The 25,403-nt window shown below is 48.9% G+C and carries 34 protein-coding genes; 9 read left to right on the top strand and 25 right to left on the bottom strand.

The window, feature by feature from the left end; translation table 11 throughout:
• Nucleotides 1–3: 3 nt before the first annotated feature.
• The 14 genes from OGY08_RS21760 to OGY08_RS25255 form a co-directional block, all read right to left on the bottom strand.
• Nucleotides 4–279 (bottom strand): ATP-binding protein, encoded by a 276-nt coding sequence (locus OGY08_RS21760; protein WP_125363800.1) that lies wholly within the window; start codon nt 277–279, stop codon nt 4–6.
• Complete coding sequence (locus OGY08_RS21755) at nt 272–598, bottom strand: DUF2190 family protein (protein ID WP_008784475.1); 327 nt, start codon at nt 596–598, stop codon at nt 272–274. The genes OGY08_RS21760 and OGY08_RS21755 overlap by 8 nt, the downstream gene beginning before the upstream one ends.
• Before the next feature lie 91 nt (nt 599–689).
• Nucleotides 690–2,720 (bottom strand): ClpP-like prohead protease/major capsid protein fusion protein, encoded by a 2,031-nt coding sequence (locus tag OGY08_RS21750; protein ID WP_353622337.1) that lies wholly within the window; start codon nt 2,718–2,720, stop codon nt 690–692.
• The gene (locus OGY08_RS21745) at nt 2,647–4,155 is read right to left on the bottom strand and encodes a phage portal protein (RefSeq protein ID WP_044700357.1); all 1,509 of its coding nucleotides are present in this window, start codon (nt 4,153–4,155) and stop codon (nt 2,647–2,649) included. Before OGY08_RS21745 ends, OGY08_RS21750 begins: the two co-directional genes overlap by 74 nt.
• Nucleotides 4,152–4,367 carry a DUF6148 family protein gene (locus tag OGY08_RS21740; protein ID WP_125363798.1) on the bottom strand — a complete coding sequence of 72 codons (216 nt, stop codon included), beginning with the start codon at nt 4,365–4,367 and terminating at the stop codon, nt 4,152–4,154. The genes OGY08_RS21745 and OGY08_RS21740 overlap by 4 nt, the downstream gene beginning before the upstream one ends.
• A complete protein-coding gene (locus OGY08_RS21735) occupies nt 4,364–6,466 on the bottom strand; it encodes a phage terminase large subunit family protein (RefSeq protein WP_286566582.1) in 2,103 nt (700 codons plus the stop codon). The genes OGY08_RS21740 and OGY08_RS21735 overlap by 4 nt, the downstream gene beginning before the upstream one ends.
• The gene (locus OGY08_RS21730) at nt 6,466–6,954 is read right to left on the bottom strand and encodes a DUF1441 family protein (protein WP_044700360.1); all 489 of its coding nucleotides are present in this window, start codon (nt 6,952–6,954) and stop codon (nt 6,466–6,468) included. Before OGY08_RS21730 ends, OGY08_RS21735 begins: the two co-directional genes overlap by 1 nt.
• A gap of 218 nt (nt 6,955–7,172) precedes the next feature.
• The gene (locus tag OGY08_RS21725; protein WP_286566581.1) at nt 7,173–7,610 is read right to left on the bottom strand and encodes a hypothetical protein; all 438 of its coding nucleotides are present in this window, start codon (nt 7,608–7,610) and stop codon (nt 7,173–7,175) included.
• Between the two features lie 41 nt (nt 7,611–7,651).
• The gene (locus OGY08_RS21720; protein ID WP_286566579.1) at nt 7,652–8,170 is read right to left on the bottom strand and encodes a DUF2514 domain-containing protein; all 519 of its coding nucleotides are present in this window, start codon (nt 8,168–8,170) and stop codon (nt 7,652–7,654) included.
• Nucleotides 8,167–8,715, bottom strand: coding sequence for a lysozyme (locus OGY08_RS21715; RefSeq protein WP_286566577.1), 549 nt, complete (start codon nt 8,713–8,715; stop codon nt 8,167–8,169). The genes OGY08_RS21720 and OGY08_RS21715 overlap by 4 nt, the downstream gene beginning before the upstream one ends.
• Nucleotides 8,687–8,965, bottom strand: a complete 279-nt coding sequence (locus OGY08_RS21710) for a phage holin (protein WP_286566576.1) — start codon at nt 8,963–8,965, stop codon at nt 8,687–8,689. Before OGY08_RS21710 ends, OGY08_RS21715 begins: the two co-directional genes overlap by 29 nt.
• A gap of 143 nt (nt 8,966–9,108) precedes the next feature.
• Complete coding sequence (locus tag OGY08_RS21705) at nt 9,109–10,161, bottom strand: DNA-methyltransferase (RefSeq protein ID WP_185655697.1); 1,053 nt, start codon at nt 10,159–10,161, stop codon at nt 9,109–9,111.
• Nucleotides 10,162–10,343: 182 nt separating this feature from the next.
• Nucleotides 10,344–10,676, bottom strand: a complete 333-nt coding sequence (locus OGY08_RS21700; RefSeq protein WP_286566572.1) for a hypothetical protein — start codon at nt 10,674–10,676, stop codon at nt 10,344–10,346.
• Between the two features lie 131 nt (nt 10,677–10,807).
• Nucleotides 10,808–10,999, bottom strand: coding sequence for a TrmB family transcriptional regulator (locus tag OGY08_RS25255; protein ID WP_353622342.1), 192 nt, complete (start codon nt 10,997–10,999; stop codon nt 10,808–10,810).
• 647 nt (nt 11,000–11,646) lie between these two features.
• Here OGY08_RS25255 and OGY08_RS21695 point away from each other — a divergent pair.
• Together OGY08_RS21695 and OGY08_RS21690 are read left to right on the top strand one after the other, a co-directional pair.
• Nucleotides 11,647–12,516 carry an LAPAL motif-containing putative phage structural protein gene (locus OGY08_RS21695; protein ID WP_003826160.1) on the top strand — a complete coding sequence of 290 codons (870 nt, stop codon included), beginning with the start codon at nt 11,647–11,649 and terminating at the stop codon, nt 12,514–12,516.
• A 262-nt stretch (nt 12,517–12,778) separates the two neighbouring features.
• Nucleotides 12,779–13,201: a hypothetical protein gene (locus OGY08_RS21690; protein ID WP_286566570.1), complete on the top strand. Its 423-nt coding sequence runs from the start codon at nt 12,779–12,781 to the stop codon at nt 13,199–13,201.
• Between the two features lie 22 nt (nt 13,202–13,223).
• On the opposite strand, the gene OGY08_RS21685 is transcribed toward OGY08_RS21690, so the two are convergent.
• From OGY08_RS21685 to OGY08_RS21645, 9 genes are all read right to left on the bottom strand, one after another.
• Nucleotides 13,224–13,589 (bottom strand): antiterminator Q family protein, encoded by a 366-nt coding sequence (locus tag OGY08_RS21685; protein ID WP_163219640.1) that lies wholly within the window; start codon nt 13,587–13,589, stop codon nt 13,224–13,226.
• 17 nt (nt 13,590–13,606) lie between these two features.
• Nucleotides 13,607–14,602 carry a DUF968 domain-containing protein gene (locus OGY08_RS21680; RefSeq protein WP_286566568.1) on the bottom strand — a complete coding sequence of 332 codons (996 nt, stop codon included), beginning with the start codon at nt 14,600–14,602 and terminating at the stop codon, nt 13,607–13,609.
• The gene (locus OGY08_RS21675) at nt 14,599–15,285 is read right to left on the bottom strand and encodes a phage antirepressor KilAC domain-containing protein (protein ID WP_286566566.1); all 687 of its coding nucleotides are present in this window, start codon (nt 15,283–15,285) and stop codon (nt 14,599–14,601) included. The genes OGY08_RS21680 and OGY08_RS21675 overlap by 4 nt, the downstream gene beginning before the upstream one ends.
• A 13-nt stretch (nt 15,286–15,298) precedes the next feature.
• Nucleotides 15,299–15,685, bottom strand: coding sequence for a RusA family crossover junction endodeoxyribonuclease (locus OGY08_RS21670; protein WP_003034741.1), 387 nt, complete (start codon nt 15,683–15,685; stop codon nt 15,299–15,301).
• Complete coding sequence (locus tag OGY08_RS21665; protein WP_286566564.1) at nt 15,682–16,560, bottom strand: phage N-6-adenine-methyltransferase; 879 nt, start codon at nt 16,558–16,560, stop codon at nt 15,682–15,684. Before OGY08_RS21665 ends, OGY08_RS21670 begins: the two co-directional genes overlap by 4 nt.
• The gene (locus OGY08_RS21660; protein ID WP_045445255.1) at nt 16,557–17,579 is read right to left on the bottom strand and encodes a phage replication protein O; all 1,023 of its coding nucleotides are present in this window, start codon (nt 17,577–17,579) and stop codon (nt 16,557–16,559) included. The genes OGY08_RS21665 and OGY08_RS21660 overlap by 4 nt, the downstream gene beginning before the upstream one ends.
• Nucleotides 17,563–17,748, bottom strand: a complete 186-nt coding sequence (locus OGY08_RS21655) for a DUF4222 domain-containing protein (protein WP_071828988.1) — start codon at nt 17,746–17,748, stop codon at nt 17,563–17,565. Before OGY08_RS21655 ends, OGY08_RS21660 begins: the two co-directional genes overlap by 17 nt.
• A gap of 172 nt (nt 17,749–17,920) precedes the next feature.
• On the bottom strand, nt 17,921–18,472 hold the full coding sequence (locus tag OGY08_RS21650) for a YmfL family putative regulatory protein (protein ID WP_286566562.1): 552 nt from the start codon (nt 18,470–18,472) through the stop codon (nt 17,921–17,923).
• A gap of 22 nt (nt 18,473–18,494) precedes the next feature.
• Nucleotides 18,495–18,698, bottom strand: a complete 204-nt coding sequence (locus OGY08_RS21645) for a Cro/CI family transcriptional regulator (protein WP_000278289.1) — start codon at nt 18,696–18,698, stop codon at nt 18,495–18,497.
• 92 nt (nt 18,699–18,790) lie between these two features.
• Between OGY08_RS21645 and OGY08_RS21640 the strand changes: the two genes are divergently transcribed.
• The 7 genes from OGY08_RS21640 (at nt 18,791) to OGY08_RS21610 (ending at nt 24,168) form a co-directional block, all read left to right on the top strand.
• Nucleotides 18,791–19,450 (top strand): LexA family protein, encoded by a 660-nt coding sequence (locus OGY08_RS21640; RefSeq protein WP_000845984.1) that lies wholly within the window; start codon nt 18,791–18,793, stop codon nt 19,448–19,450.
• Between the two features lie 347 nt (nt 19,451–19,797).
• On the top strand, nt 19,798–20,169 hold the full coding sequence (locus OGY08_RS21635) for a YfdP family phage-associated protein (protein ID WP_001515608.1): 372 nt from the start codon (nt 19,798–19,800) through the stop codon (nt 20,167–20,169).
• 56 nt (nt 20,170–20,225) lie between these two features.
• Nucleotides 20,226–21,053, top strand: coding sequence for a YfdQ family protein (locus tag OGY08_RS21630; protein ID WP_286566560.1), 828 nt, complete (start codon nt 20,226–20,228; stop codon nt 21,051–21,053).
• Between the two features lie 128 nt (nt 21,054–21,181).
• Nucleotides 21,182–21,712 (top strand): HD family hydrolase, encoded by a 531-nt coding sequence (locus OGY08_RS21625; RefSeq protein WP_149281656.1) that lies wholly within the window; start codon nt 21,182–21,184, stop codon nt 21,710–21,712.
• A 143-nt stretch (nt 21,713–21,855) separates the two neighbouring features.
• Nucleotides 21,856–22,779 carry a hypothetical protein gene (locus OGY08_RS21620; protein WP_149281657.1) on the top strand — a complete coding sequence of 308 codons (924 nt, stop codon included), beginning with the start codon at nt 21,856–21,858 and terminating at the stop codon, nt 22,777–22,779.
• A gap of 49 nt (nt 22,780–22,828) precedes the next feature.
• Entirely contained in the window at nt 22,829–23,035 is a 207-nt protein-coding gene (locus OGY08_RS21615) for a hypothetical protein (RefSeq protein ID WP_003826122.1), read from the top strand.
• Nucleotides 22,996–24,168, top strand: coding sequence for a site-specific integrase (locus OGY08_RS21610; protein ID WP_286566556.1), 1,173 nt, complete (start codon nt 22,996–22,998; stop codon nt 24,166–24,168). The genes OGY08_RS21615 and OGY08_RS21610 overlap by 40 nt, the downstream gene beginning before the upstream one ends.
• 18 nt (nt 24,169–24,186) lie before the next feature.
• Here the strand turns inward: OGY08_RS21610 and OGY08_RS21605 are convergent, their stop codons facing one another.
• Nucleotides 24,187–24,570 (bottom strand): hypothetical protein, encoded by a 384-nt coding sequence (locus OGY08_RS21605; protein ID WP_286566554.1) that lies wholly within the window; start codon nt 24,568–24,570, stop codon nt 24,187–24,189.
• The gene (locus tag OGY08_RS21600) at nt 24,560–25,375 is read right to left on the bottom strand and encodes a hypothetical protein (RefSeq protein WP_284106327.1); all 816 of its coding nucleotides are present in this window, start codon (nt 25,373–25,375) and stop codon (nt 24,560–24,562) included. Before OGY08_RS21600 ends, OGY08_RS21605 begins: the two co-directional genes overlap by 11 nt.
• Nucleotides 25,376–25,403 lie beyond the last annotated feature (28 nt).

The following is a 25,403-nucleotide window of genomic DNA, read 5'->3' as shown; positions in this document are numbered from 1 at the left end:
TGCTTACTCGATAAAGATGCGCGGTTTGCCGTTAAAGCGTTCGTGACGGGTAAGATGGAATTCCTCCCCTTCAAAAATCACCACGTCATTACGACGCGGCCTGTATCCTGCAGTAAACACCACCAGCGATCGCCCTGTTCCGCTCAAAGGCCCCATTTCTTCCAGAAACTCAGCCGGAATAACAATCATGGGCTCCCCGTTGATGGTCGCTGGCTTGCCCATTTTGTTCACCGTGACCGCATCCATGCGGTTGACAAGTCTGTCAAAGGGATTAGGCATTGATTTTCACGGCTACAATTGCGGAACTGGCAGCAGCATCTTCCCAGGCAACCCCAGCCAGATCGGCACCTGTCGCGTCGTTCTGCACTTTTCCATCTTTTATATGAACCTGCTCACCGATGGTGATCGCATCGGTAGTCAGCTTAGGCAGCAGGAAAACACCTTCGGTAAAACCGTCTCCCGTCTGGCCTGCCGCAATATCAGTAATGGCAATCGCCACGACTTTCCCCACCATCACCGGCGAACCACTCAGGATCTCAACGCTGCCCGTGTTGGCAATCTCAATAGTTTTGCCATGCTGTACAAAATTCTTCGCCATAAATTCAGTCTCCATCCAGCCCCATACGGGGCCGAATTCAGATACAAAAAAAGCCCTTATGGGCTGTGATGTGCTGCTTGAGTGGAAGGGATTATTTCCCGGTTGATTTCGCCAGGCCGCGATAATCCAGAGGAGATACACCGGCATCGATGCGCACTTTGGTGGCAATACCGTCGGTCGTGAAGCCTTCCTGCTGATCGATATACGGAGTATCAACGCCGTTCAGGTAAGCCACTTCGATGGTGTCCGTGCCCTTAGCGGCGGCCAGATACCAGGCGCTGGTGTCTTTGGCGTCAAGACGCGGCTCCGCGATAACTTCAGCAAAGTTCTGAATTGGGTTCATGATACCGGCGTTGATATCCGCCCCTTTCACACTGGCAGACTTGATCGTCTGGTTTGCCAGGGTTTCGAGCGCGACAGGCACCAGCATGAATGCCGGGCGAATATTCAGGGGACGCTCACCCTCTTTCTGCAGACGCATCATCTTGCGCGCTTCATCAAGGCTGGCTACAGAAATCGCGCCTGCGGAGATATTGCCGTGATCAGCATGGAACAGCGGCTTGCCATCAGACAATTTCGCGTTTTCGGTCAGAACGGCATACACCAGATCGCCGATCGTCCCTTTTGCCGCGCGGCCCATCTTCATAGGTACATCGGTTAACTGATTCAGATCGTCGTTGATGATCGCCTGACGGGTAATAGAGAAGATTTCCCCGTAGGTGGCCAGCGCAATGCTTTCACCTTTATCTTTGGTGGTCACATACTTATATTCAGCCCCCTCGCGAACCTGGCGCAGGGAAGAAAAACCACCAAGACCGACACGATGTGCCGTTTTAAAGTCTGACAACTGGCCTTTCTTAGTCCACTGCTCGAAAGTTTCTGCCGCTTCCTCCCAGCCCTGCAGCAACGCTTTATTAGCAACATCGAGCAGGATATTACCGAAGTCAGACGTGCTGTGTGTCAGTGCCATACCGACCATCTGCATCGGGTTATAGCTGGAAACGCCGATGCCGCGCTCGGTCAGCGCCATACGGGCATATTCGCGCAGCGTCATGCCGTTATAGACGTTGTCCCGCTCCATGCTCTCGAAGCCCGCGCGCGCCATCAGCGCCTGGCGGACACCATCTCCAACAAAGTTACCGTTCCCGGCGTAAATATGCGCATCCGTGGTTTTATTCGACGGTGTAGCATTTTTGCCCAGCGCCGCCAGCAGTTCATCTTTAGCCTGAGCCACTGTGCACTCCGGATCCGCGATGCATTTATTCTGCAGCTCATGATGCTTGCCGCCGAACATCGCAAAGAGATCGTTGATACCATTTACGCGGCTCTTTTGCTCGGCGAGAACCTGAGCACGGATTGTCGCTTCATCTGATGCTGCCGGCTGAGGCGTAGTCACCTGCGGCTGAGGTTGTTGTGGCTCACGCGCAGTGATATTGCGCGGTGGGGTGATCATGTTGCGAATGCTGTTTGGCATCTTTTCAAAATCCTCGATACGTTTTGATTGAATACAGGCCATTGCCTGCAGAGAGGTAGTGACCTGATCGGCAAAGCCATGCGCTAAGCATTCTTTACCGTCCATCCAGGTTTCATCGTCCAGCATGGCGGCGATTTCTTCGGTCGTTTTTCCAGTTTTCTCCGCGTAGGCAGGGATCAGGACAGACTCGACCTTATCCAGCAGATCGGCATAATCCCGCATGTCGTTGGCATCACCACCCGCAAATCCCCATGGTTTGTGGATCATCATCATCGTGTTTTCCGGCATAATTACCGGGTTGCCAACCATCGCAATCACCGAAGCCATTGAAGCTGCCAGACCATCAATGTGAACGGTGATTGCCGCGCCGTGATGCTTCAGGGCATTAAAAATGGCGATGCCATCAAAGACATCGCCACCGGGCGAATTGATGTGAAGGTTGATATGGGTAATATCGCCCAGCGCCTTCAGGTCATTCACAAACTGGCGCGCCGTCACCCCCCAGTAGCCGATCTCGTCGTAGATATAAATATCCGCTTCGTTGTCGGCGCTGGCCTGCATACGGAACCAGGAATTACTTTTTGCGCTGGCTTTCGGACGGTGGTGCGCCCGGTTCTTTGGCTTCGGCACTTGTGCCTCCTTTGTCATTGGCAGGGTCAGTGTCAAACACCAGCCCCATCTCTTTGTTTTCGTCGATCTCTGCCTTCCGGCGCGCCTTCACATCGTTCGGGTTACGTCCGCTGGCGCGGACCCAGTCGGATTCCGTTGCCGCTCCGCCCCGGATCTGTAACTTCCAGGCATTGGCCTCTTTAACCGGATCGATCCACGGCATAACAGGGCCGGAATACACCGCCGAGTACAGCGACTCCATATCCAGACCGCGGGGTAATTTAATCTCGCCAGCGGCCACCGCCATTTTCAGCCAGGCGCGGTACATTGGCCGGGTCACCGCGCCAATAAACCAGTCCTGTAAAATGAGATAGCCATCTGTTGATTCCACCAGTTCCTGCCGCTGCGCGCTGTAGGTGCCGTTGTAGTTTCTGGCTGTGCTTGAAAAGCTGAGTCGGCTGCCTGCTGCGACAGCGCGAAGTTGCCCATTACGGAAGGTTTCAAGGTTAGGATTGGGCCGGTCAGATTTCACCATGCCGATATCTTCACCAGGCTTCAGATCGTCATAAATGATGCCTGGCTGAATCATCACTTCCCGATCATCATCATCGGAAGAACTGTTACTCTCTTCGAAGCTTTGCCCGTCCCCCTTTTTGATGTACATACCCAGCGCAGCAGCAATACGTGCGGCGGTGAGCTCAGCATCTTCATACTCTTTAAGTGCGCTCAGACGCATCAGTACACCGGATAGCATCGATACGCCCCGGGTCTGGTGCAGACGGCGGACAAATTTAAGATGCAGCATGTTTTCCGCATCCACTTCTTTGGTATCAAGCTGACGGCCTGAAACGGGCAGGCTTTTATAAACCTGATATTTCCTTGGTCTGCCCCAGTTGTCGACGAATACCCCCTGATTAAGCTGGCTGGCAGCATCGCTGTTCATGGGAATAAAATCTGGTTCAAGCGCTTCAAGCCAGAAGGGGATACCGGCTGCTGGCGTAAGACCATTCCCGGTTCCACTGACAAGCTGGGCAAACACTTCGCCATCCCGCAGCCAGGTGCGCAACATCAGGCGCTCAAGCATCGGGCGGGTAAACTGGTTCGTGACATCAGGCCTGACAGACCATTCTGCCCATTTATTACGGATCTGATCTGCCAGCTTTTTGGCGATTTTACCGTTCATCAGTTTGGGATGGGGTTCAACAATAATTCCGGCTTTCCCCACCACCCTCTCTTCCAGCTTATCGAACACCCCAATCACCAGATCGTGATTGTTATCGAGCCACCGGGCCTGCTCCCGCAGTGATACCGCCCCCATTTTGCTGAGCTGATCAGCTGAACGATTTTCACGGCGCCCTTTGTGCGTTCTGGTCGGGGTAACGGCTTCATATGCCCTGATTTTCGCGCGCGCCTGCAGACGGGCTGCTTTCCAGCCAGGCGAAAAGACCCCAATCGCATCATCTAAAAGGCTCATTCAAACCTCGCCAGTCGGTAACCGGGTCGCCCGCGGCGATGAGAAATAAGAGAAGAGAGCCGACGCTCCCACTCCTGACGCCCTTTTCGGATTTCCGACAGGTTCTCCATCGTCATTTCCTGCCCATTGAAACGGATAGTTTTGCCATCCAGCACCGCCATTTCGGCTTCGGTATATCGCTGGATCATGGTTTCAATATCAACACGGTTCACAACCATCCTCCTGATGTACTCCAGGGGTTAGAATCATCGGTTACGGGATTTTTCCGCTTCCGTTTTTTGGTGGGTACTGGTTCTGGTGTCTGGGATGCCGCTTCGCCAGCTTCCGGCGGCGCGTTCTCCAGCCAGGTTTCTCGCCTCGCCCACTCAGGAGCAGCGGGCCATTTGATTTTCTCGTAGCCGTGGAGGATGGCGAGCGCATCAGCGTAGACCAGCAGGTCAAATGCTTCGTTTGCACCACGTCCCGGCTTACTCCATTTGCCATCAGTCGATCGCTCCTCATAGGTCAGTTCATCGTAAAACCAGCTGCCGAGCCAGTCAGGGAAATGCACATAGCCAGGGCCTGGTGAATCACGCCACAAAGCGTTGTTCACCCGGTCTTTCAGAGCATCGGTCTGGATCAAGTAAAGCGGGACATCACCAGAAGCCTGTGCCCGTCGGCTTGAACGTCCGGTATTATCAGGAAAGGTTCGGGAGATAAGTTTGGATCGGCGGACACTGTCGCCTTTGAACAGGTAAATCTGTTTTCCGAGTCCTTCACGACGACACTTACGCCAGAATTTATAAGCGTTGTCGGTCACACCATCCTCACCGCCGGAGTCAACGGCCATCGCCATCAGCCGCATACACCTAGTCGGATCAGATGCCATTGGCCAGGCTTTGTTAAACACATCGGTCAGCAATAAATCCCAGTCTTCCGGATAGCTTGCCGGGTCAATCTGCTGGCTCTCGCCATTGGCGTCATAGCGCATCGACTGCCTGATATTGTAGCGGTCCACCAGCCAGCGCTCTCCCATACTGCCGTAACCAGTAACCTGAACAACAAAACGCCGGTTGCGCCCCGCCTGAACATCGACGGTCGCCATAAGGAAACAAACCCCGTCCGGAACAGAGCGCTTTGGTACAACCTCCGCACGCTGCTCAAGCAGTTCACTTTTGCGCTGTTCCATGCTGGAGCGAGGAAGATACGGACGCCCAAAGTCGGTGTTGATTACCGTCTTCAGTGCCTCCTCGCTGCCAGTGGCCTGATAGTCCTGCTCAGCGGTAAGAAATTTATAGATGAGCTGCGCCCAGGTCTGGTACGCGGCGGCAGGGCCTTCCATCCAGAAGGAGGCAATGCGCGAGCGTCGCCCTTCCCCAGTGATAACACCATCGTTGTCGATGGTTTGCCCATCCCGCAGCCACTTCCCTTTCATATTGAGCGAACGCTTCATATCCGCAGTGATGTGCTCTTTACAGGCAGGGCATTGAAGACAGGCTTTCTCGCTGGCCTGAACAGGGTCCGCGATATCGCGGTAACCTGTCATATTGTCCATTTCAGGCTGGAAATATTCACCGCAATGTGGGCACGGCCAGTAAAGGCGACGGCGATCACCACGGTTGTACAGCGCCAGAATCCCCGTTGAAGGAGGTGCTTCATGCGGTGAGCTACGGCGCCATTTTGTGTCACGTATGTCGCGGCCCGGCGAACTCTCAACCAGTGTCATTCCTGACGACATGAACGTTGTTGTTCGCTTTGATGCCAGTGAAAAGGCGTCACCTTCCCCGTCAATGTCTTCCGGGAAACGGTCATAGTCGGTCAGTGCCACGCATTTATAGTCCGATGAGGACATGATATTGACCGATGGCCAGCCGATTTTCAGGTAGTTCCCGGCGCGAAACGTGCGGTCATATACGTTGTTATCATTACGCCGCGGGCTCAGTCGGGATTTCACTTCAGGGCTGCAACGGAATGTACGATCAAGACGCTTTTTGGAGTGCTCGCGCGCCTTTTCCTCAGTCATCTGAATCAGGAGCATATCAGCCGGATCACAGACAACGTTGTAAACAATCCAGCCATCAATCAGACCAATGGTTTTACCCGTTCGCGCCGGACCAACAAACACTACCGCGTCATATTCACGCGATGCCAGGCAGTTCATCGGTTCAATCACGTAAGGTGCCAGATCCGGATCCCATGGAACGGAGTTACCCGCCCCCATCGGCACGCGCATATAAGTACTGACCGCATCGGCCACCTGCATTCGACGCGGGGCACGTAAGATACCGGAAACATCGCGGCGGATGCCTCTGGCGGATGCCCGCTTTGCCATCAGTCCTCCTCTGGCTCTTCCTCCTCTGCTTCAGCGTCCTGCACCCTCTCCGCCATCTGATCGCGCAGGTCATCAATAACGCTCTGCACGCGAGAAACCGCAACAGGCGTTAATGCACAGTCACGCTCAAGTACATCAGGGAGGGTTTCAAGTACCATGACGACGGCTTTCGCCATCAATGAGAATTCGCGCGCCACTTCATCAGCGGGAATGAGCTGCCCCGTATCCTGCTCAAACTTGAGTCGCTCATTCTCCGCTTTCCAGTGGGAAAGCCTGTCCGATGGCAGCATGTCATCGATATTGGCTGACACAGTGGGGATCATCAGTTCGGTCAGAATGTCGGTGATCAGGTAAAGCTTTAATTTGCTGTTGCTACCTGGTGCCGGTTCAATATTTTTCAGCCTGGCGGCGACCGTCTGACGGTGTACGCCAGTGATCCCCGCCAACTGGTTGATATTCAGTTTTAAAGTGGCAATTTCCTGGTCCATGATGGTGAACACTTTTTAAACGATTCGACATCTGCACGAAACCGCCTCCAATGAGATCAATAACCTGCGCAAATGATGATGATGACCTTAGATCTGAAAAACTAGCCGTTTTCCGCGAGCACGCCGCCCCGTGGCTGGCCCCCCTCTCAGGAGGACCCATAAAATGGATTATTAAATGTTATTCAACTTCAGCGCTTCACATGGCAAAGTTTATTGTTTCAGTTCCATTGCTCAACATACTTTTTCAATTCTTTAATTGAATCTACTAATTCTTTATAGTTAAGTTGACTATCCTTATATTTCAACTGAGCATCAAATAGCTTATCGAAATAGGATATATCTTCCCCGCCATCGTCTTTAACTCCGCACAACATCATCTCATAGTAAATAATATCTGAAGCAGGAATTAGAACATTGACCATGTATTCATTGATTAAACTATTATCCCTACTATCTACAGGCAACTTTTGAACTTTTTGCTGATAAGAAAAAATTGCCCTTTTCAGCCTTAAAATCTGTAGATACTTCTCATGCTCTTTCCAAGATTTAAGCGCTCTATAGGCAACAAATGCTGCGGCACCGGTAATAAATAAACTTAATACAGAAGCACAAGCAGAAACAATAGTCGCAATCTTTTCATAATGATCAATATTCATACAACCTCCCATCAATAGACGAATACTTTATCATTTTCAGACTATTGAGAGAGTAAGAATTGTTTTTTTGATTCTCTCACTGAGTCGTAAACACGCTCACATGTCATTCCAGCCCGGTAGCTTTCGTCAGATCGCTCAGCATAATATCGAGCTTCTTCTGCAAGGCGACCGAGCATGTCGGCGAGCACTGCGGTGTCGGCTCCGGCTGTTTTGCTTCTGACGGCAGCGGCAAGATCTGAGGTGTGCTTTGCGGCGTCCAGGCGGGCGGCAAGCTTCGTTGCTTCGGTGCGCAACTGACTAACAGTGGCAGACAGGCCAGCAGCAGTGGAAGCAGATTTAGCGGCTTGTGCTTGTGCATCTTTTACAGCCTCATCACGGGCAATAATGCGCCCTTGTTCAATCATGCGGGCTGCGGTCTGTGCGTTCGCTATCTGTGATGATTTCGCACTATCACGTTCCGCCCACTTTTTTTCCCAACCGCGGTTACTCCACTCGTTTCCGGCGATAAATGCGACGGCCACCAGCACCGAAATGGCAATGAACTGATAGCGCAGGCTCACTGGTCTATCCCCCAGCACGTCAGCGCGCTTTCCTGGTCTCGTCGTTCTACCTGGCCATAGCAGCCATTTTTCTGGCCTTTGGTCAGGCTACAATCGCGGCCACCGTCTTTAATCCACCAGCGAATGGCTTCACAGGCACCTTTACGGTCGCCAGCATTAATTCGCTTATAGAATGTAGACGGGAAACATTTTCCGGGGCCGATGTTGTATGGGCAGAAAGATGCGATCCCGGCTTTCTGTGGTTCGGTCAGTGGTACCTTGATATTTCGCTCAACCCACGCCAGCGCCTTGTCGCGTTCTATGGTGTTCACCTGGGCGCATTTCTCAGCAGACAGCTTCATGCCCTGAACTACTGGCTTACCATCAACCATCGTGGCGCCACGGCAAATAGTCCACACTCCGCCGCCGTCGCGATATGCCGTCAGGCTGTTACCCTCTTTCTCATCCAGAAACTGATCGAGAATCACTGGCGCGGAAGCCCCCGCAAGAATCAAACCAACGACCGCTGCGCTCAGTTTATTCTTCAGCTTTGGTGACATTGCCATTAAGCCGATCCTCCCTTTCCTTTTTCCTGTAATACCAGTTCACTGCACAGGTGATAACAGTGCATGCGATACCGACAATAATTGCCCAGTCACTCAGGCTTAACCCCGCAATTCTGTCGGCTAACATCCAGGACACCTCTTTTGCTGTATTAGCTGTTTCGGCGTATGCCTTCGCTGATACACCGCAGCCGGCAAGCGTGGTTCCTGATCCATATGAAAGTCTGCTGTATATGGTGCTCATTCTGGTCATAGCCTCACCTCCGATTTTTCGGATGGCGCTGTGTGTGATTGGAGGGGATCAGGCAACCGGGCTCTTTTGTTCAATTAAAAGTAAGGATGATTCCCGGTGCCTGAAAATGGTGATCACTACAGCAACAGGGAGCGTGATGATCGTTATGTTTTGTTGAGTTTTTCCACCTCTTCGGTGGTCTGAATAAACCTGTCGGTTTCCAGTTCTACGCCGATCGCCCGACGACCAAGTTCTATTGCAGCTTTCACAGTTGAACCAGAGCCCATAAAGAAATCGGCAACGATATCCCCCGGTCTGCTGCTGGCGCTAATGATCTGCTTCAGCATATCGGCAGGTTTTTCGCATGGATGTTTGCCTGGATAAAACTGAACAGGCTTATGCGTCCATACGTCGGTATACGGAACAAGAGCGGAAACAGAGAAGCAGCGCCGGAGGGTTTTGTATTCCTCCAGCAATTCTGAATACTTGCGGTTTAATGACTGATAGGTAGCTACCAGCTGATGGTGAGGATGTTCAAGCTTCTGCTGAATGTGCTTATCGATAGCGATCCGCGTGAACAGTTCCTGCAATTTTCTATAGTCCACTTCATTTGGTAGTTGCCATTGGCTTGCACCAAACCAGTGTGACGCCATGTTTTTCTTTCCGGTTGCCTCAGCTATTTCTTTCGAGCTGACACCCAGTGATTCACGGGCATTACGGAAGTAATCAATCAGCGGCGTCATAATGTGCTGCTTTAGCTCTGTGCTTTTCCTTTCGTAAACATCCTCTTTACCTGTGTACGGCCCAAGATAGTGCTCAGCAAACAAAATCCGTTCCGTAGATGGAAAGTACGCACGCAGGCTTTCTTTGTTACAACCATTCCAGCGGCCCGATGGTTTTGCCCAAATGATGTGATTCAAAACGTTGAACCGGGCACGCATCATAATCTCTATGTCTGAGGCCAGTCGGTGACCGCAAAACAGGTAGATGCTGCCAGCAGGTTTAAGAACGCGAGCATACTCAGCCAGGCAGCTATCAAGCCAGCGTAAGTAGTCCTCGTCCCCCTTCCATTGGTTGTCCCAGCCGTTGGGCTTCACTTTGAAGTACGGGGGATCCGTAACTATCAGATCAATAGAGTTATCCGGGAGGGTGGCGACGTAATGCAGGCTATCAGCGTTGATTAACTCAACACTGTTTATTTTCACAGTATTTTTCATAGATCGGTAAGCGTAACTCTGATAGGCTCACGTTGCTTTTGCGCTAAAGCAGTGGGCCTTGGTTAGCTTGTGACCTGAAAGCATGAGCTGATGGCTGGTCGGGTGCGCTAACACCCACCAGCCGCCCATTTCCACAGCAGAAAGCCGCCAAAACACTCATGGCGGCGATTAGTAAGCGGGAACTAATTGTCTACTCTCCAGACAGCTTCATCTACTTCAATGTGGATGCTTCCATCTCTAATTTCATATTCAAGCATTCCCTGGTCTTCAAGGGTATCGTTCATTCCTGAGCACCCAGCATAAAAATTAATCCCAACTTCATACTCAAAAAAACAATCTCCAATACCGATAACTTCAAATGAGCCATCAATAACGGAGTATCGGGCATCACCGCCATAACCGGCTAGAAAATAGTCATTGAAAAGATGGGAGTGTGTCTCCAATAAGTCTTTAACCGCACCCAAGTTAGTTGGGTCAACATCATTTAAAGCAATTTCATAATTTTCAACACTCATTTTTCACCTCGATCAAGTTGATAAGGTGAAAAATCTTAATAGCTAAAGAGTTATGTCAAAAACTATTTTTAAGCCAGAAATAAGAAAAAACTAAACAGTTGATGCAGTTCACATAGTGCAAAAAAAACATATCACTGGAGGCGCTTATAACATCCGAACTGGTAGTCGGATAATCCCGCAATCACCAATTGCGTAAGTATGAGTTGGCAACGTTCGCGGCTGAGGTGGGTATTCTGTGCAATCTCCCCAACCGTTGCTGGTTTATCGCTTAACTCATTGAAAACAGCCTTCGCGGTTTCTGTCATATCTTCATGATTTAGCATGTCTTTTACCTAAAATTATATGAGTGACATACAGATAACTCTGGTTGGCGACACCAGCAAGAGAAGAATTCCATTCTGCGACTACAACGGCCTTTGTGCATTAGACAAGACTGAGTTGCCATAAAAAAACCACCCGAAGGTGGCCTTATACTGAAAGTTGTGATTATGAGCTACTGCACTCAAATGCTGGAACTAACGATCTTTCTTGGTAGTTTCTGCACGATGGACAATATGGTTGCACGATAACCCTGCCATCGCCCATATCTCTCTCGCCAAATTCTTCAATAATATAGAAAACATGATGCCCAGAAATCTGCGAGCATCTTGGGCAAGATTTAAACGTATTACCTAAGCTGTCGGTGGAATATTGCGACTCATCAAGCCTACCACCGCAAGAACAGACTCCCATCATAGAACCTCCTTAGATTGAAATCCCATAGTCAAGGAAAAGGAGATACATTTCAGAGAGATAAGTCGCACATTTTAGCATCAAAAAAACAACACTCAGTGGCTGAACGTTATGATTAAGCGATGTGACCAAGTAACCACTCTTAACACGTTACATTACTTTTTGCGGACCGCAATAATGTTTTTTATCATTAAAACAGGTATTTTATGGAAAAAAATCAAACCATAGTGAGCAAATAGTGACCAATACTACTTCTTTTCAGATCTTCTATGATGCAGAAGACACTGAATTGGCACAGCATAAAATTGATGCAAAAACACTTAGCATTTCCATAGGTTCTATGGCGGATTTGATTTCAGCCGCCGATAAACGGCTTAACGACGGTCAACAAACAGTGAAGTTGATGGTGACAAACCCGGCTGAGGCTGGCTCTCTCGGCGTATCCTATACGATGATGGAGCTTGTCCCACATGCAATCAATGTTGCGAAAGTGATCGGATTGACAGGGTTAGCCGGCGCAGCAATTGGTGCACCTGCATTATCGTTAATTCGACAGTTGGGAAGTAAGAAAGTCATTTCCATCACGAAACGAGCAGGAACAGACCAATCCGTTCTTGAGCTCGAAGGTGAAGAGATTGTTTGTCATGATTCTGTAGCCAAGCTAGTGACTGATCCAGAAATTAGGAATGCTTTAGTGAACGTTGTGCGCGCACCTTTAGACGGGAAAGAAGGCGCTGTGTTCAAAGTTCTGAATGAAGACGGTGTCGAAGTCGTCCGTCTGGAAGGTGAAGAAACTGAGGAAATAAAACCGCTTCCTAGGGGTACTTTGCTGGAAAAAGAAGAATCAGTGGAAGAAGTAAATGTAAGATTCGTCCAAATAAACTTCGAAGGAACAAAAGGTTGGAGGATTGAGTACCTCGGAGAGGAACACGCTGTTTCGTTTGAGGATCAACTTTTTATACATCAAGTCCAAAATGGGATTGTTAGTTTCACCAAAGAAGATTTGTTTGTCGTTGACCTCAAAACAACGAAAACTTTCACTGCACGTAATGCTTCAACCAAGTATGCTATAACCAAAGTTAAGCGAAAACGCCCTGCTGAGGCTTGATTAACGTGGCATTAAACTTGCAAATAGCGCAACTGATCTTCTGGATAGGAGTGATTATGATCATTCCTACCTTTAGTCGTTTCTGCTATTCGGCATCTGCTTTGCTATGGCGTCGATTGTTTCCTACCAGAACCTTTGAGTTCCGGTATCACGATGAAGATACTGGCACAACTAAAACACTCATTGTTAAGGTACCAAGAAAAAACGGGAAAATGCTTACAAGTCTTATTGATGAGGCTATTACGGAGAATTCAAGACAAAAATGAGTTCTCAAAGTAAAGGTTTAAGTACTGGAAAAGCGACACTTTCTACTGGTGGTTGGGGAGCAATACTCAGCGTTTTAGTTGGCGCAGTTCTTACAGACCCCAACAGTGTGTGGAGGACGGTTGCTTATGCCCTAGTGCCTGGTGTTGCTGCTGTCCTTACCTACGTGATGAATTGGTTCATTTCTAGGCATGGATTTGAATCACCAGAAGATGCAGCTAAACGAGCGAAGTGTAAACGAGATTTAGCAGAGATCGAAAAGCAGCTAAGCTCAGAGCATTTAACCCCTGAAATTGAAGCTAGGCTGATGCAGGCAAAGGCCAAGACAATTGAAATACTCGTTTCTATTGGCAGCGACTCTATCATTGATGCCTCATCACGTTCTAGCCAACTACCAGATACTGCCGGGCCTCAAGGCTAACCGGCAGTCTTGATCTTAATAATCAATCATCCATTTCAAGTCGAATATCAAGCATAGCCAAACATCCGTCTATAAATCCTTCTGCCATCTGTATCTCTATGCGTATCAATTTCTCATCTTTTTTACGCGCTTTTGCGATCTTCCGCTTGGATATTCCATACAGGTAGTGGGCAACAAGAAGTGAATGTTCATATGGTTTTCGGCTTTTCAATCGCGCCAGGCAACCTTCGATGATCAGCGCATCATCGTCAGTACATGACGGTCGGGATCTACCTGTTTGCGGCAACAGCCCCTTAAATCCTGCAGCTATAGGAGAATAGTCCACGCCAGAACTATCACTGGCAGCCCACCCGCCCCATCTTTCGAGTAACATTTGAATATCACGCATCACTTTTCTCCATACACTTAAGCTGTCGCAATTACGCCGATCGCCAGCGCCCGATCCATAAAACGCAATAGCAGCTCAAGCTGCGTACCATGCTTTTGCTCGAATGCCGGTACGTCGGCGTGTAACTCGTCGTGGCACTCTCTGCACAGAGGGATCACGAAGAGGTCATGGGCTTTTGTTGCTGTCCCCCCCATACCGTGCCCTACGATATGGTGCGGATCATCTGCTGGCCGTCGGCAACACTCACAGGGTTGTGTTTTAACCCAGCGGGTGTACGTCTCATTTATCCAGCGGCGACGTTTTGGCCTGAGCATAAAAGACTCTGGCGACTCCAGATCAACAGAGAGCGTGAGGATCTTCTTCGCCTTCTCCTGCACGAGTCTGGTTGCTGACGAGGAAAGCACTATGTCGCTTTCCCTCATGACAGAACGGATCTTCTCATCCGGAAGGCGCAGCCCTTTGTGCGCAACGCTTTCCGGAATAACATCAGCCAGGTCGTTTCTGACCATCCACCAGCACAGTTCCGGAAGCGTCAGGATATGCGACTCGGGAAAACCAGAATCACGGCGAATGACTTCCAGAATCCAGGATACCAGGTTTCCGGCCGCTATACCTGCAAGCTGTTCGGTATGCTGCCCCGACAAAGTGTGATCGCAATGCCAGCACAGGCGAATGCTTCCTGGTGGGTGCCGCATTGTTGTGAAGTTCTTGTCGTGCCAAGTTGAATGTGGCCACTGGCATTCAAACCGATTACTCAACCATTGCTCAAGGGAAGGAAGCCCACCGGCACGCTGAATAACCCGATCATTCCCGAAGACCTGCCGCATTACCGGATCATCAGCCAGCGGCTGAATGGCGGCGGGAACAGCTCCTGTACTGAATGACGCCATTTCTTCTGGTTCAGGTTCGAGAAGGACGCGACCGCGCATGAAGAGGTGCATCAGTTCCGCGCCGGGACGAAACAACACAATCCCCATGCGATGGGCGACTTCAGGAGTTAACAAAGCCCTCACGCCGCCTGCCCCCCTGCAATATGTTCAGCCCACAAACCACCAATCCAGCGTACTCCCTTGGCAGTGAAACGCGTCTGGCTGAATGCGTGATTGGATGTGCTCGATGTTCCCGTCTTAACTTCAAATCTTCCCGCGGAAATGTGCTGAGCCATGGGGGTAAGTGTGCCGCCGAGGCGATACAGGATATTGCGTTCGATAAGGAACAGACGAAACTCAGTTTCTTTTGCGTTGAGCAATTTGGCTACCTGCCGGAATGACATGGAGCCTTTTGCAGAGCAATAACGATCAACAAACTCCACTTTTGGCGCCGCGGCTGCCAGCAGGATGGTCAGTTGCTCTTTCTGCTCGGCTAAATCAGCAGCCAGGCGAAGCGCTTCCGGCAATGAGCGGGGAACACTGACATTCTGCCCTTCTTCCAGTTCCTGCCAGCGATCGACTACCGCGGCGGTAAATTCAGGTGACAATCTGGCAACAATCACCAGAGAGTCGCGTTTGTTAAAACGATACTCCTGGTACACATTACCGTTATGCTCAAAATCGAACTGCGCCAACGGCGCGGTTAAAATTCCCGCAGCAACAAGACGCTCAGCCGAGCGTTTCACGTCACTGTGTTTACTTTGAACCAGATCCGCAATATTACGGCTGGACATTGTTACTACACCATTCACGATTAACTGGCTCATACTTTTCTCCATATCAGGCGGCTGCACCCGCCGGTTCATATCTGCTGATCGTTATCTCTACCCGACCTTTCGGCACTACGGGTCCCCATTCCACCAGCATGCGCTTAATCTGGCTGTCGTCTTCCCAGACACCCGCATGTGTCAGCGCGTCAAACAGGGCTTTGTTGTAATTATCGATATCCCGGCGGCGCGCATCCGGCGGGTACAGAGTGATTTCTACCGCGGCCAGTTCAGTCGATGGCTTCGGGAGACGTCGTAATTGCTCAATGATCGCCACGCAGGCAGCGCTCTGGTATTTACGGCCATCAGCGCTAATGAGGTGACGACCGGCCAGCGGCCCCTTGTTAGGGGCGCGCCAGTAAGTGTTCACGCTCGGAGGAAAAGGCAGGACTAGTTTCACGCGGCCTCTCCCCGCATATTGCGAACAAGTTCAGAAGCAGCAGTAATGATTTCGCTGGTGGCAGTCCGCTCCAGCCAGAGTTGATTGATATTGGCTTTCAGTTTGTTCTGCTGAGCCTCGCTCAATACGTCAACGCCTTCCACCTGGTTAAACACCAGACCAACCTCGAGAGGCCAGATTCGTGACTCAGTTTCCAATGGTATTACTGGTTCCTGGGCTGTCAGCGTTGCAATTGTTTGCTCTTTACCAACAGCGAATTGAGCCAGCGCCATAAATGCCCGACCTTTTGCCTCCAACTCAGTGCGGTTGATATAGCTGAACCGCTCACCACGCCATGACTTATCGAATACAGCTATGGCACCGGCAAAAAACGCGCTGGTGGGTTTCTGTTTTTCGTCAGCAGGTACAAACCACACAGGCAGATCGAACCCAATACGACCACGAATAAACATGATGTGATCGGCATCTTCCGGCCACCATGTTTCACTTGTGGCAGACTTCACCAGGTAAATATAGCGACCACCTCTTTCACGCATGTCCATGGTGTGATTCATGATGTGTGTCATACCCGTGATCGCCTGCTTGTCGTGATACTGCGAGCGGCTATATGGAGGGTTGGCAAACGCCGCTCCGCCCAGTTCACCCAGACGTTCAGACCAGTTCTGTGTCAGCGCGTTATCTTCGGCGGTGTACCATGCCGGGCACTTCGCGTTGTCGTCGTCAGCAAACAAGTCCAGAACTAATGGACCAAATAGCGCGTTGATACCCCAGAAAAGCAGATCCGGTGTCCGCCACTGATCGCCAACCTCTTTCAATTCATGGGCTGGTTTGCTGCGCAGTGCTGCCAGCGCCTGGCAATATTTGTTTGTCATCATGAACGAAACCCCGAATTTTCTGGCAGTGAGTAATCAACGGTCTGGTAACTGGCCCGTGCTACTGGTGAATCACCTGTAGGCTGTTTCATGGACACGGAAAGCTTCAGACTTAATTCGTCCCACTTTTCGCGAAGTTTTGAAGGGCTGAGAACGTTTTTGCACCAGAAGGAATCCTGATTAGCTCGTTTGAAGAGTGCGCAAATTTGCTTATGCGTTCTGCCGTCCTGCGCCACCATCAGGCGCACTTCGTTTGCCCAGGATGCCCAATTAGGCTCTTTAGGTCGGACTACTTCACCGTCACTTTCAGCGGCCTGCTCGTACATCGCGATGATTTTTCCCCATAGGTATTCCGCACAAGTCAAATCATCCTGACTGCCCCACTGCCGTTTCGGTACATTCCAGGTCACTGCTTCAGGATGTTTAGCAAGAAACTGTTCAACAGGAGATGAACTTTCAGCGTCCGGTTGCGAAGCTTCCGGACAAGAAGGGTTACTGATCTGTTTGTGGTGATCTGAGTAATGATCTGTATAGAGAATAGGTTCCGCGACTTCGCGGTTAGGGTTCCGCGGTTCTACGTTTTCGGTTCCGTGATTCTGCGGAATGGGTTCCGCGACTTCACGTTTCCCGTTCCGCGATTCTGCGGAATCCAGCGTTACCGGGAATAAAACGTTGATTAGAGCTTCGCCATTGATACGGTAATGCGTCTTTTTAGTGCCGTTTACCTGTCGCTGGGCCTTCTCAACAACCCCTGGTAACCATCGGGTACAAATCTTGTTTACCAGACGCTGCACCTGATCTTCACTCACGCCGCGAATCTCTGCCGCCAGCTCACTGTGTTCTTTGTAAAACCAGCCATCATTCAGGTCTGATTTACCGGACCAGAACACAAGCTGGTTTAGCACAGCACCCAAAGCATGCGCCTGCTGATCGCCGGAGAAATAATCGAGGTACGGGACAGGAATGGTGATGCAATTCCTTTGCCCCGACAGCGATTGAACGATTTCAAATATCTGGCTCATGGTCGTCCGTTATCTCCCTGAACTTTTGCCTGAAATGCTCAAGTGGGCTGAAGCATTCGTGCGGGTAGCCATCACGCAGATAGATAACGCGCTGTGTTTCTGGCTCCCAGCGGATAACACGGACTGGCACTCCGCGGTGGTCTTTGAACCTTCGGTTAAGTTCGCGCACAGGCGTTTTGCCCTCCGGTTGTAGACCCCCACAATTGAAACCGCCCTACTGTGGTTACACGGAACCCATCGGTTTGATAATCTGCGTTCATACCGAAACAACGGAGTACCCGAAACCGGGATCATCCTGAGTTGCGGTAGACGGTTAAAAGCCGTTAAACTGCTCATGCGGATTATTTCTCCATACTCGAAGAGTTGTTCGCCAAGGCGCCCGGAGCTGCACACTCGCGGGCGTCACTCTTTTCAGCGACACAAAAAACTCGATAAAGAAGCGTTACGTGCTCCTGGAACTTCGCGATAACCTGATAGCTGTTTTCCTCAATCTGAGCACGCTCATCTGCGTCAATTACCCCATCAGCCGTGGCTTTACGTACAAAATTCGAATGACGGCCTATCCATTCGATGGACTCCATCAGGCGCTGATTTATATCGGCGTTATCCAGATCATCGACATCTGCCAGCGGTACAAATACGCCCTGAGAATGGCGCGCAACGGCATCAGCGATATGGGTTGAACCAACAGCACGTTGTAAAACCATTGCCCAGCCCAGCGGGAAAATCTGGTCGCCGTCAACACGAAGGCGGTTAAACAATGCGTTCTCTGTCACGCCCAACCATTCCGCCGCCTCGGCATAACCACCAGGTAGATCGGTGATCGTTTTTTTTATCGCCGCCACCAGCCAGGCTGGCTGACGTTCGACTTTCCAAATAGGTTCGTTACCCACGGCTTACTCCTTTTTCCTGTGGTTACTGGTTAGCAGATACGCCTGTAACCTTGTGATATAGGGATGCGTCATACTTAAGTTTCCCATTAGTAATTCTCTCTATTACGAAGGCTTGCTTCTCAGGGATGACCTTTCCCCAACGACATACGGCAGGGTGTGAGATATTCAAAGCAACAGCGGTTTTAGAGATACCGCCAAAATGCTTTACGACTTCGGACTTATACATAGTTCCTCCGGTGTGATGAATGAACCAAAGGTAACAAAAGGTACATTAAATAGCAAACAACAGTTACAAGCAAAGGGTGTAACATTGGTTACATGAAAACAGAGATGAAAGACCGCATCAGATCCAGACGAATCCAGCTGGATATAACCCAATTAGCACTGGCTAAAAAGCTTGGTGTAAGCCGTGTATCGGTTACAAAATGGGAAAACGGCACGACAAAGCCTGATGGTGAGAACCTTCACCAGTTGGCTCAGGCTCTATCAACAACACCAGAGTGGATACTCTATGGAAGCGGTGATGAGGCCATTGACGACACGCGCGTCGTGCCTTTTTTGAAACCCCCTGTAGCTGTACCGATCATATCGGCAGTTCAAGCCGGTTTATGGACGGATAGCTATGCCTGCTCAAGACTTACAGACGTGATTTCCTGGACTCAAACAACTGCAAATGTATCGGATGAAGCGTTTGGGTTAGTAGTCCGCGGTGAGTCGATGACTAACCCGCAAGGACTTCCATCTATACCTGAAGGTTCTATTGTTATAGTCGAGCCCCATTATGGGCAGCTTGATGATCTATATGGGAAAATAGTCGTTGCTATATTGGATGGGACATCAGAAGCAACGGTTAAAAAATTAGTTTGGGATAGCCCCTACTCATACCTAATGCCACTGAATCCGTTATTTAAGCCAATCCAAATTGATGGTAACTGTCGCATTGTCGGAAAAGTTGTACAAATCACTCAAAACATTTAATCCCTTCAAAATTAAGAGCCGAGCATAGCCTCGGCTTTTTTACATTCCCCAAGGTAACATAAAGTACATTACTCGCTTGACCGAAAAGGTAACTAAAGGTACATTTAAATCATCAAACGTAATCATTGGTACGTTTGGTGAAGATAACAAATGCCTTGTATCACTATTCTGGCGGCCCAGTGTTTTCCCTTTTGTCAGGTTACCGCCAGCCTTTTTCAAGGCACAACATGCAAGCGCACTTCTTCACTTATCAGTTATGGGTGACAGGTATGAAACAGACAAAGTGCGCTTGCAGTTGAGTATGGAGAGAGTTCGGCGGTGGCAGCCGCCTTAACGAGGGTAAAACCATGAGTAATGACCGCATGACCGTAGTGCCAGATTTTCTTGGCGAACTGGATGCCGGCGTGTTCATGAACAAAATCGCGGCAGCACTTAATACCACCGCGCTTGGCGTTCTGAACAACGGCAACAAAGGCAAAGTAGTCCTCACATTTGATTTTGAGCGTATGGGTAATTCCGTTGAAGAGAAGCGCGTGAAGATCAAGCACAAGCTGAACTACAGCACCCCAACACCGCGTGGTAAGGCTTCCGAAGAGGACACAACCGAAACCCCGATGTGGGTCAACAAAGGCGGGAAGCTCACCATCCTGCAGGAAGATCAGGGCCAGCTGTTCGGGATCACTGGCGCGGTGGATGGAAAGCTTAAAGCGGCTCAGTGATCCGCAACAACAAACTCACTGATACCACTTTGATCATCAGTTAATAAGGAATTTTTATGTCTCAGTTAGACAGCGGTACATTTCAGCAGGTAAAAGACCTGGTCCTTTCTGGCTACCACCTGAATGATATTCATGGCCTGGCTTGCCCGACCGCATTGCTGCCAGATGGCACTAGCGTTGAAAGCCTTGAGCGCTTTTCTCTGGAGCGTTTCCGCTTCCGTGGTGCAATGATAACAACCAGTATTGACGATTTCGCACGTTATTCTAAAGGTTACGCCAGCGCCAGCGATCCAGCCCGTTGCTTCATTGATGCTGACAACATGACCGCCCGTTCAGTGTTCAACATCGGCACCCTGGATAATCCCGGTCACGCCGATAACGTTGCTTCAATCACCCTGAAGAAAACCGCCCCGTTCCGCGCGTTACTGCAGATCGATGGTCAACGTCTGAAGCAAAAGCAAATCGCTGAATGGCTGGAAGACTTGAGCGATTACCTGCTGGCGTTTGATGCTGATGGCAATACGATGCAGATTTCCCAGGCGGCTCAGGCTGTGCGTCGTATCACTATTCAGCAAGCAACCCAGCAGGACCATGAAACTGGTGATTTCGCTGGTAAAAAATCGCTGATGCAAAGCGTTGAAGCAAGCAGCAAAGACGTAATGCCTGTGGCGTTCGAGTTCAAATGTGTGCCGTATGAAGGTCTGGGCGAACGCCGCTTTAACTTGCGTAACAGCCTGCTGACCAGCGATGAACCCTGCTTTGTTCTGCGCATCGTCCAACTTGAAGCCCAGGAAGAGGAGATCGCCAACGAATTCCGCGATTTGCTGATCAGCAAGTTCGAAGGCGAATCAGTAGAAACTTTCATCGGTAACTTTAAAGCCTAGTTGCTCTGCATTAAATCCCCGGCGCCGCGGGGATTTATTGAAGCGTAATTCCATTAATTATCGCCACCCGGCGAGGGATTCGTGCAACCAAAATCTGCGCGGTGCAGCGCGCCAATATGGAGAAAACCATGAGCTACATTCAGACATTATCCGGCAAAAAATTTAACTACCTGACCGCCACTATCGACGATATCGATGTTGAGGATATCGCGACTGCTCTTTCCAACATCTGTCGATTCGCTGGGCATCTTCCAGAGTTCTACAGCGTGGCCCAGCACTCTGTGCTTGTAAGCCAGATTGTGCCGCCAGAGTTCGCCTTTGAAGCGCTGATGCACGACGCTGCGGAGGCATATTGCCAGGATATTCCTGCCCCGCTCAAAGCCCTGTTACCTGACTACCAACGCATGGAAACTTATGTTGATGGTCTTATCCGCTTTAAATTCGGTATCTCTCTTGAACAAGCTGCTGTCGTGAAATATGCCGATCTAACCATGCTGGCAACCGAGCTCCGCGATCTGGAAATCGACGATGGTCCGAAGTGGGAAATGCTGGCAGGTATTCCCTGCTCTGATCTCGTCCAGGTGATCCCCCTACGTCCTGGACAAGCCTATGGTCTATTCATGAACCGGTTCAATGAACTGACAAATGTAGTGTCATGAACAACATCAAAAGACATGATCTGTGGCAGATATTTTGATTATTCAATCACATAAACTGATACTAAAACGCTACAATGATGCCTGATAGTCAATTATGAATAAATAATTTCATTTTTTCATAGTAATTTAAACACAGAGGGAAAATGGGAAATTTAAGGTTATATGCGGTCCTAAATATAGAACATCCGATGGTTGCGTGGGAGGTTGCGATTGGTAGAATCACGACGATAACAGCAAAGGATGCTAATGGAAATAATTTTCCAACTCCCTCGCTATGGATGTACAACTCAATTATTACAGGAAAAAATCATAATCGTTTCGATGACTTTATATCTGAATATCAAATAGAAATCTTTAGAAATCGTAAACACCCTAAAGCACCATCTCGGTTTAAAGGTGCATTTTTCTTTGAAACCTATGAGGATGCTATATCGGCTTGTAAATACTGGGAGTGGGATTCATATATTGATTACATTAGTGAAATAGAATTCACCTATGATCAGATTGAAAAATATGATTCAAACTGGGTAACAAACAAAATAAGAGCATGCCAACCATCAGAGAGAAATTTTTTTATAGAAAAATATCTTACTCAAAAAATTGAGCCTGCTGGCCCTCTGTGGGAAGTGATAGCAGAAGGCCATGGGGAAGTATTAAATATGGACCTAAGAAGAAAGGCATATGAGCGAATTCTTGAAGAGCAACCGGGCGCAACACCATTACTAGCAATAGCAATGAGCTGTTATGATAGTGACTGTGCTAAATACAGAGAATTATTAAGATCCATACCATATATCTCAAAGCACTCAGGTAAATACCATGGCCAATTCATTATAAACATGAGCCAATTTGAAAGCGAACAAGAAGATATAGCCAATATATGCAAAAAATATATTAACAAATGGAAGAGTTTCCGCATCCCGAAGTTTGGGGAGCCATTAAAGATAACACTACCTGATGATGGGAAAACTTTCTTTTCAATACTTGACTTGCGGAAATATAATTTTGAAATAGACGAGGATATACTTGATAGCGTTATGAATCAAGCAATCAATGACACTATTTAGACACTAAAAATAAATATGCCCGGGTGCAGCCGGGATAATGGAGAAATATATGCTGAGCCTCGATTGTGTTCCCATCTCAACTTATTGCAAAGAGACTGGCGAAACCCCGGATGCCATCAACAAACGAGTGCAACGTGGAGTATGGCGTGAGGGGGTTCAGGTGCTAAAGGTCGACGGCGTTAAGGAAAGATGGATTGATCTTAGTGAGGTTGCAAAATGGGCACGACAGAATCGCCTAAACTCCCGCGCGGCGTAACCATCAGGAAACACCGCAACGGCGAAACCATCAATATTACCTTCACTTATAAAGGGGTGAAATGCCGTGAGCCCCTTTCTAATCTGGACGTAACTCCAAAAAACATCAAATACGCCGAGCGCACCCTCGGCGAGATTCACAACAAGATCGAAAGGGGGACTTTTGTTTATGCGGAATACTTTCCCCGTTCTACCCGGTTAAAAATTTTCGGAAACGCTGCCGCAGGTAAAACAGTGAAGATGTACCTAGACGAGTATCTGGTGATATGCGAAACGAGGAAACTATCCCCTTCAACAATTGGTGGATATAAGAAATGTCGAAGCGCGCTGTCATCACTTCATATTTTTCCCGCAAGTGAGCTGACGCCGGCAGCATTGAAGACATGGATCCAGAGCCAGAAAACGACATTGAAGACTATCCGAAACCAGCTGTCATTCCTGCGTTCTTCTTTGGATGAGGCAGTAACTGATGGAGTGCTTCAGATTAACCCTGTATCACTGGTCACAGCCTCACGTTACCAAAGTGATAAATCAGAAGCAGAAAGTAGTTATGTGGTTGATCCGCTATCACCAGCAGAAGTTGCTGCTTTGCTCTCTGCTGCTGGCAATAAGCAGTGGGAGAATCTTTTCCGGTTCGCGATACAAACAGGGCTGCGTAGTTCCGAATTGTGTGCTCTTCGTTGGCGTGATATCGACTTTATAGGGAAGACTGCACACGTTCAAAATGCCAGTGTAGTTGGCGTCATCAAAGGAACAAAAACAAAAGCCGGTACGAGGAAAGTAGAACTGACTGATGAAGCATTATCGGCTTTAACCAGCCAAAAACCCTTCACTTTCTTGAAGGATGAAACGATTTTTGAAGATCCGAAAACTAATAAACCTTGGGCAAGTGCCGACGCGATTAGAAAAAAAGCATGGGTGCCAACTCTACGGAAAGCAGGCATTCGGTACAGGAACCCATACCAGACTAGGCATACATTCGCCACCAGCCATATCAGTCGCGGTGCTAATCTCTTTTGGTTAGCCGCCCAGATGGGCCATAAAGGACCTGAAATGCTGTTCCGACACTACGGCTCATATTTAAAGGAATATGACGGTAATACTGCCAAAAATATCAAAATAAAAGCCACTTAAGTGGCTTTCTATGTTTAATTATGAGGCTCTCGATTTAAGCATTTCTGCACACTTAACGAAGAGCCTCTCAGTTGTCAAAATCGCGACTTCAGACTGTTTATGGGAGACCGATTGATCAAGGCGATAGTCCGCAATAATTCTCTGGGCTTTAAGTTGCCCCAGAATGAAACTTATACCTTTCAGATACTTAGCTTCATACGCTTCACTTCCCCTTGAAGCGTCTCCTTGCAAATAATCGATTAGCCCCTGATGGCTATCTTTCGGCCCGTTTACCATACATGGCAAGACATGATGGTATGCGCCATAATAGGACCTTGCTATCGCATTTCGATAGCCGATTTCGTCATTACGTTGATGACAATCTTTTGCAAAACCGAGAAAATCTTGGCTATTAACCGACATGCGAAATCCTCCGGGTAATCAGACCAGATTCAGAGATAGCGTTCGCATCAACATGGGCGTCTTTACATTCGAACCAAACAGCAAAATCTTTACGTGCTAAGCAGTCGTGCTCAGCCATTGAAAAAGCAAGCTCAATGTTCATGTCAGCGATTTGTTCAGCATCTGTAGACTTTGTCATAAATACAATCGCATTCACTTTCTCTTCTGAAATGTTATAAAAACGCATTCCAGAAGGGTGAATCTTTTGAGCATCCATGACATCAGATACATTCTTAAAAATAAGCTCATATTCTAAACCAGAAAGATCGGCACGCTGCTTAAAAGATTCAACCTGGGAAACAACTTCATCAAGATTGTTATCCATTTTTTCAGGCTCCTTATCTCCGAACAACTTAGAATAAGACTGAAAATACTTCTCCGCCAGCCCCATCTTTCCCATGAAGATACAGTTTTCATAAGCTTGAAGATAAATAAACGGGGATACAAAGCTTTCAGCAAGCTCAATGCTTGTTTCAAAGCTTTTCTTCAGCGTCCCATAGTCTGACAAGAAGACTAGAAAATTCTTTGCAACAACCTCATTACTACATACCTGCAAGGAACGCTCAAAGAAGCCTATCGCCTCATTCACCTGTCCATGCGCACCATAGACCAACGCAAACAGATAGTCCTCAGAAACCGGGTCTCTAAGGGCTTCAATCTCACGTAACATTCGTCTAAAGCTAAAGTCATCAATCCTCACTTCATCTTGGAGGTATTTAGTTAGCTGCTCGCTAATAACTGATGCTTTTTTTGCTGGCTGCGGCATTAAAAACCTTATCTAACAAATAGTTGGT

It is taken from the genome of Citrobacter sp. Cpo069, assembly GCF_030332785.1.
Lineage (GTDB): Bacteria > Pseudomonadota > Gammaproteobacteria > Enterobacterales > Enterobacteriaceae > Citrobacter > Citrobacter portucalensis.
Note: the sequence above shows the minus strand (reverse complement) of the source record. Positions and strands in the feature narration are given on the sequence as shown.

Coding starts and splice junctions, on each gene's coding strand:
- OGY08_RS21705 (WP_185655697.1), bottom strand. CDS start 10,161: ATGAAAAATACTGTGAAAATAAACAGTGTTGAGTTAATCAACGCTGAT.
- OGY08_RS21700 (WP_286566572.1), bottom strand. CDS start 10,676: ATGAGTGTTGAAAATTATGAAATTGCTTTAAATGATGTTGACCCAACT.
- OGY08_RS21675 (WP_286566566.1), bottom strand. CDS start 15,285: ATGAGCCAGTTAATCGTGAATGGTGTAGTAACAATGTCCAGCCGTAAT.
- OGY08_RS21760 (WP_125363800.1), bottom strand. CDS start 279: ATGCCTAATCCCTTTGACAGACTTGTCAACCGCATGGATGCGGTCACG.
- OGY08_RS21635 (WP_001515608.1), top strand. CDS start 19,798: ATGAGTAATGACCGCATGACCGTAGTGCCAGATTTTCTTGGCGAACTG.
- OGY08_RS25255 (WP_353622342.1), bottom strand. CDS start 10,999: ATGCTAAATCATGAAGATATGACAGAAACCGCGAAGGCTGTTTTCAAT.
- OGY08_RS21745 (WP_044700357.1), bottom strand. CDS start 4,155: ATGAGCCTTTTAGATGATGCGATTGGGGTCTTTTCGCCTGGCTGGAAA.
- OGY08_RS21600 (WP_284106327.1), bottom strand. CDS start 25,375: ATGCCGCAGCCAGCAAAAAAAGCATCAGTTATTAGCGAGCAGCTAACT.
- OGY08_RS21715 (WP_286566577.1), bottom strand. CDS start 8,715: ATGGCAATGTCACCAAAGCTGAAGAATAAACTGAGCGCAGCGGTCGTT.
- OGY08_RS21605 (WP_286566554.1), bottom strand. CDS start 24,570: ATGTCGGTTAATAGCCAAGATTTTCTCGGTTTTGCAAAAGATTGTCAT.
- OGY08_RS21755 (WP_008784475.1), bottom strand. CDS start 598: ATGGCGAAGAATTTTGTACAGCATGGCAAAACTATTGAGATTGCCAAC.
- OGY08_RS21625 (WP_149281656.1), top strand. CDS start 21,182: ATGAGCTACATTCAGACATTATCCGGCAAAAAATTTAACTACCTGACC.
- OGY08_RS21685 (WP_163219640.1), bottom strand. CDS start 13,589: ATGCGTGATATTCAAATGTTACTCGAAAGATGGGGCGGGTGGGCTGCC.
- OGY08_RS21615 (WP_003826122.1), top strand. CDS start 22,829: ATGCTGAGCCTCGATTGTGTTCCCATCTCAACTTATTGCAAAGAGACT.
- OGY08_RS21710 (WP_286566576.1), bottom strand. CDS start 8,965: ATGACCAGAATGAGCACCATATACAGCAGACTTTCATATGGATCAGGA.
- OGY08_RS21610 (WP_286566556.1), top strand. CDS start 22,996: ATGGGCACGACAGAATCGCCTAAACTCCCGCGCGGCGTAACCATCAGG.
- OGY08_RS21630 (WP_286566560.1), top strand. CDS start 20,226: ATGTCTCAGTTAGACAGCGGTACATTTCAGCAGGTAAAAGACCTGGTC.
- OGY08_RS21735 (WP_286566582.1), bottom strand. CDS start 6,466: ATGGCAAAGCGGGCATCCGCCAGAGGCATCCGCCGCGATGTTTCCGGT.
- OGY08_RS21665 (WP_286566564.1), bottom strand. CDS start 16,560: ATGATGACAAACAAATATTGCCAGGCGCTGGCAGCACTGCGCAGCAAA.
- OGY08_RS21730 (WP_044700360.1), bottom strand. CDS start 6,954: ATGGACCAGGAAATTGCCACTTTAAAACTGAATATCAACCAGTTGGCG.
- OGY08_RS21620 (WP_149281657.1), top strand. CDS start 21,856: ATGGGAAATTTAAGGTTATATGCGGTCCTAAATATAGAACATCCGATG.
- OGY08_RS21640 (WP_000845984.1), top strand. CDS start 18,791: ATGAAAACAGAGATGAAAGACCGCATCAGATCCAGACGAATCCAGCTG.
- OGY08_RS21660 (WP_045445255.1), bottom strand. CDS start 17,579: ATGAGCCAGATATTTGAAATCGTTCAATCGCTGTCGGGGCAAAGGAAT.
- OGY08_RS21645 (WP_000278289.1), bottom strand. CDS start 18,698: ATGTATAAGTCCGAAGTCGTAAAGCATTTTGGCGGTATCTCTAAAACC.
- OGY08_RS21690 (WP_286566570.1), top strand. CDS start 12,779: ATGAGTTCTCAAAGTAAAGGTTTAAGTACTGGAAAAGCGACACTTTCT.
- OGY08_RS21725 (WP_286566581.1), bottom strand. CDS start 7,610: ATGAATATTGATCATTATGAAAAGATTGCGACTATTGTTTCTGCTTGT.
- OGY08_RS21750 (WP_353622337.1), bottom strand. CDS start 2,720: ATGACAAAGGAGGCACAAGTGCCGAAGCCAAAGAACCGGGCGCACCAC.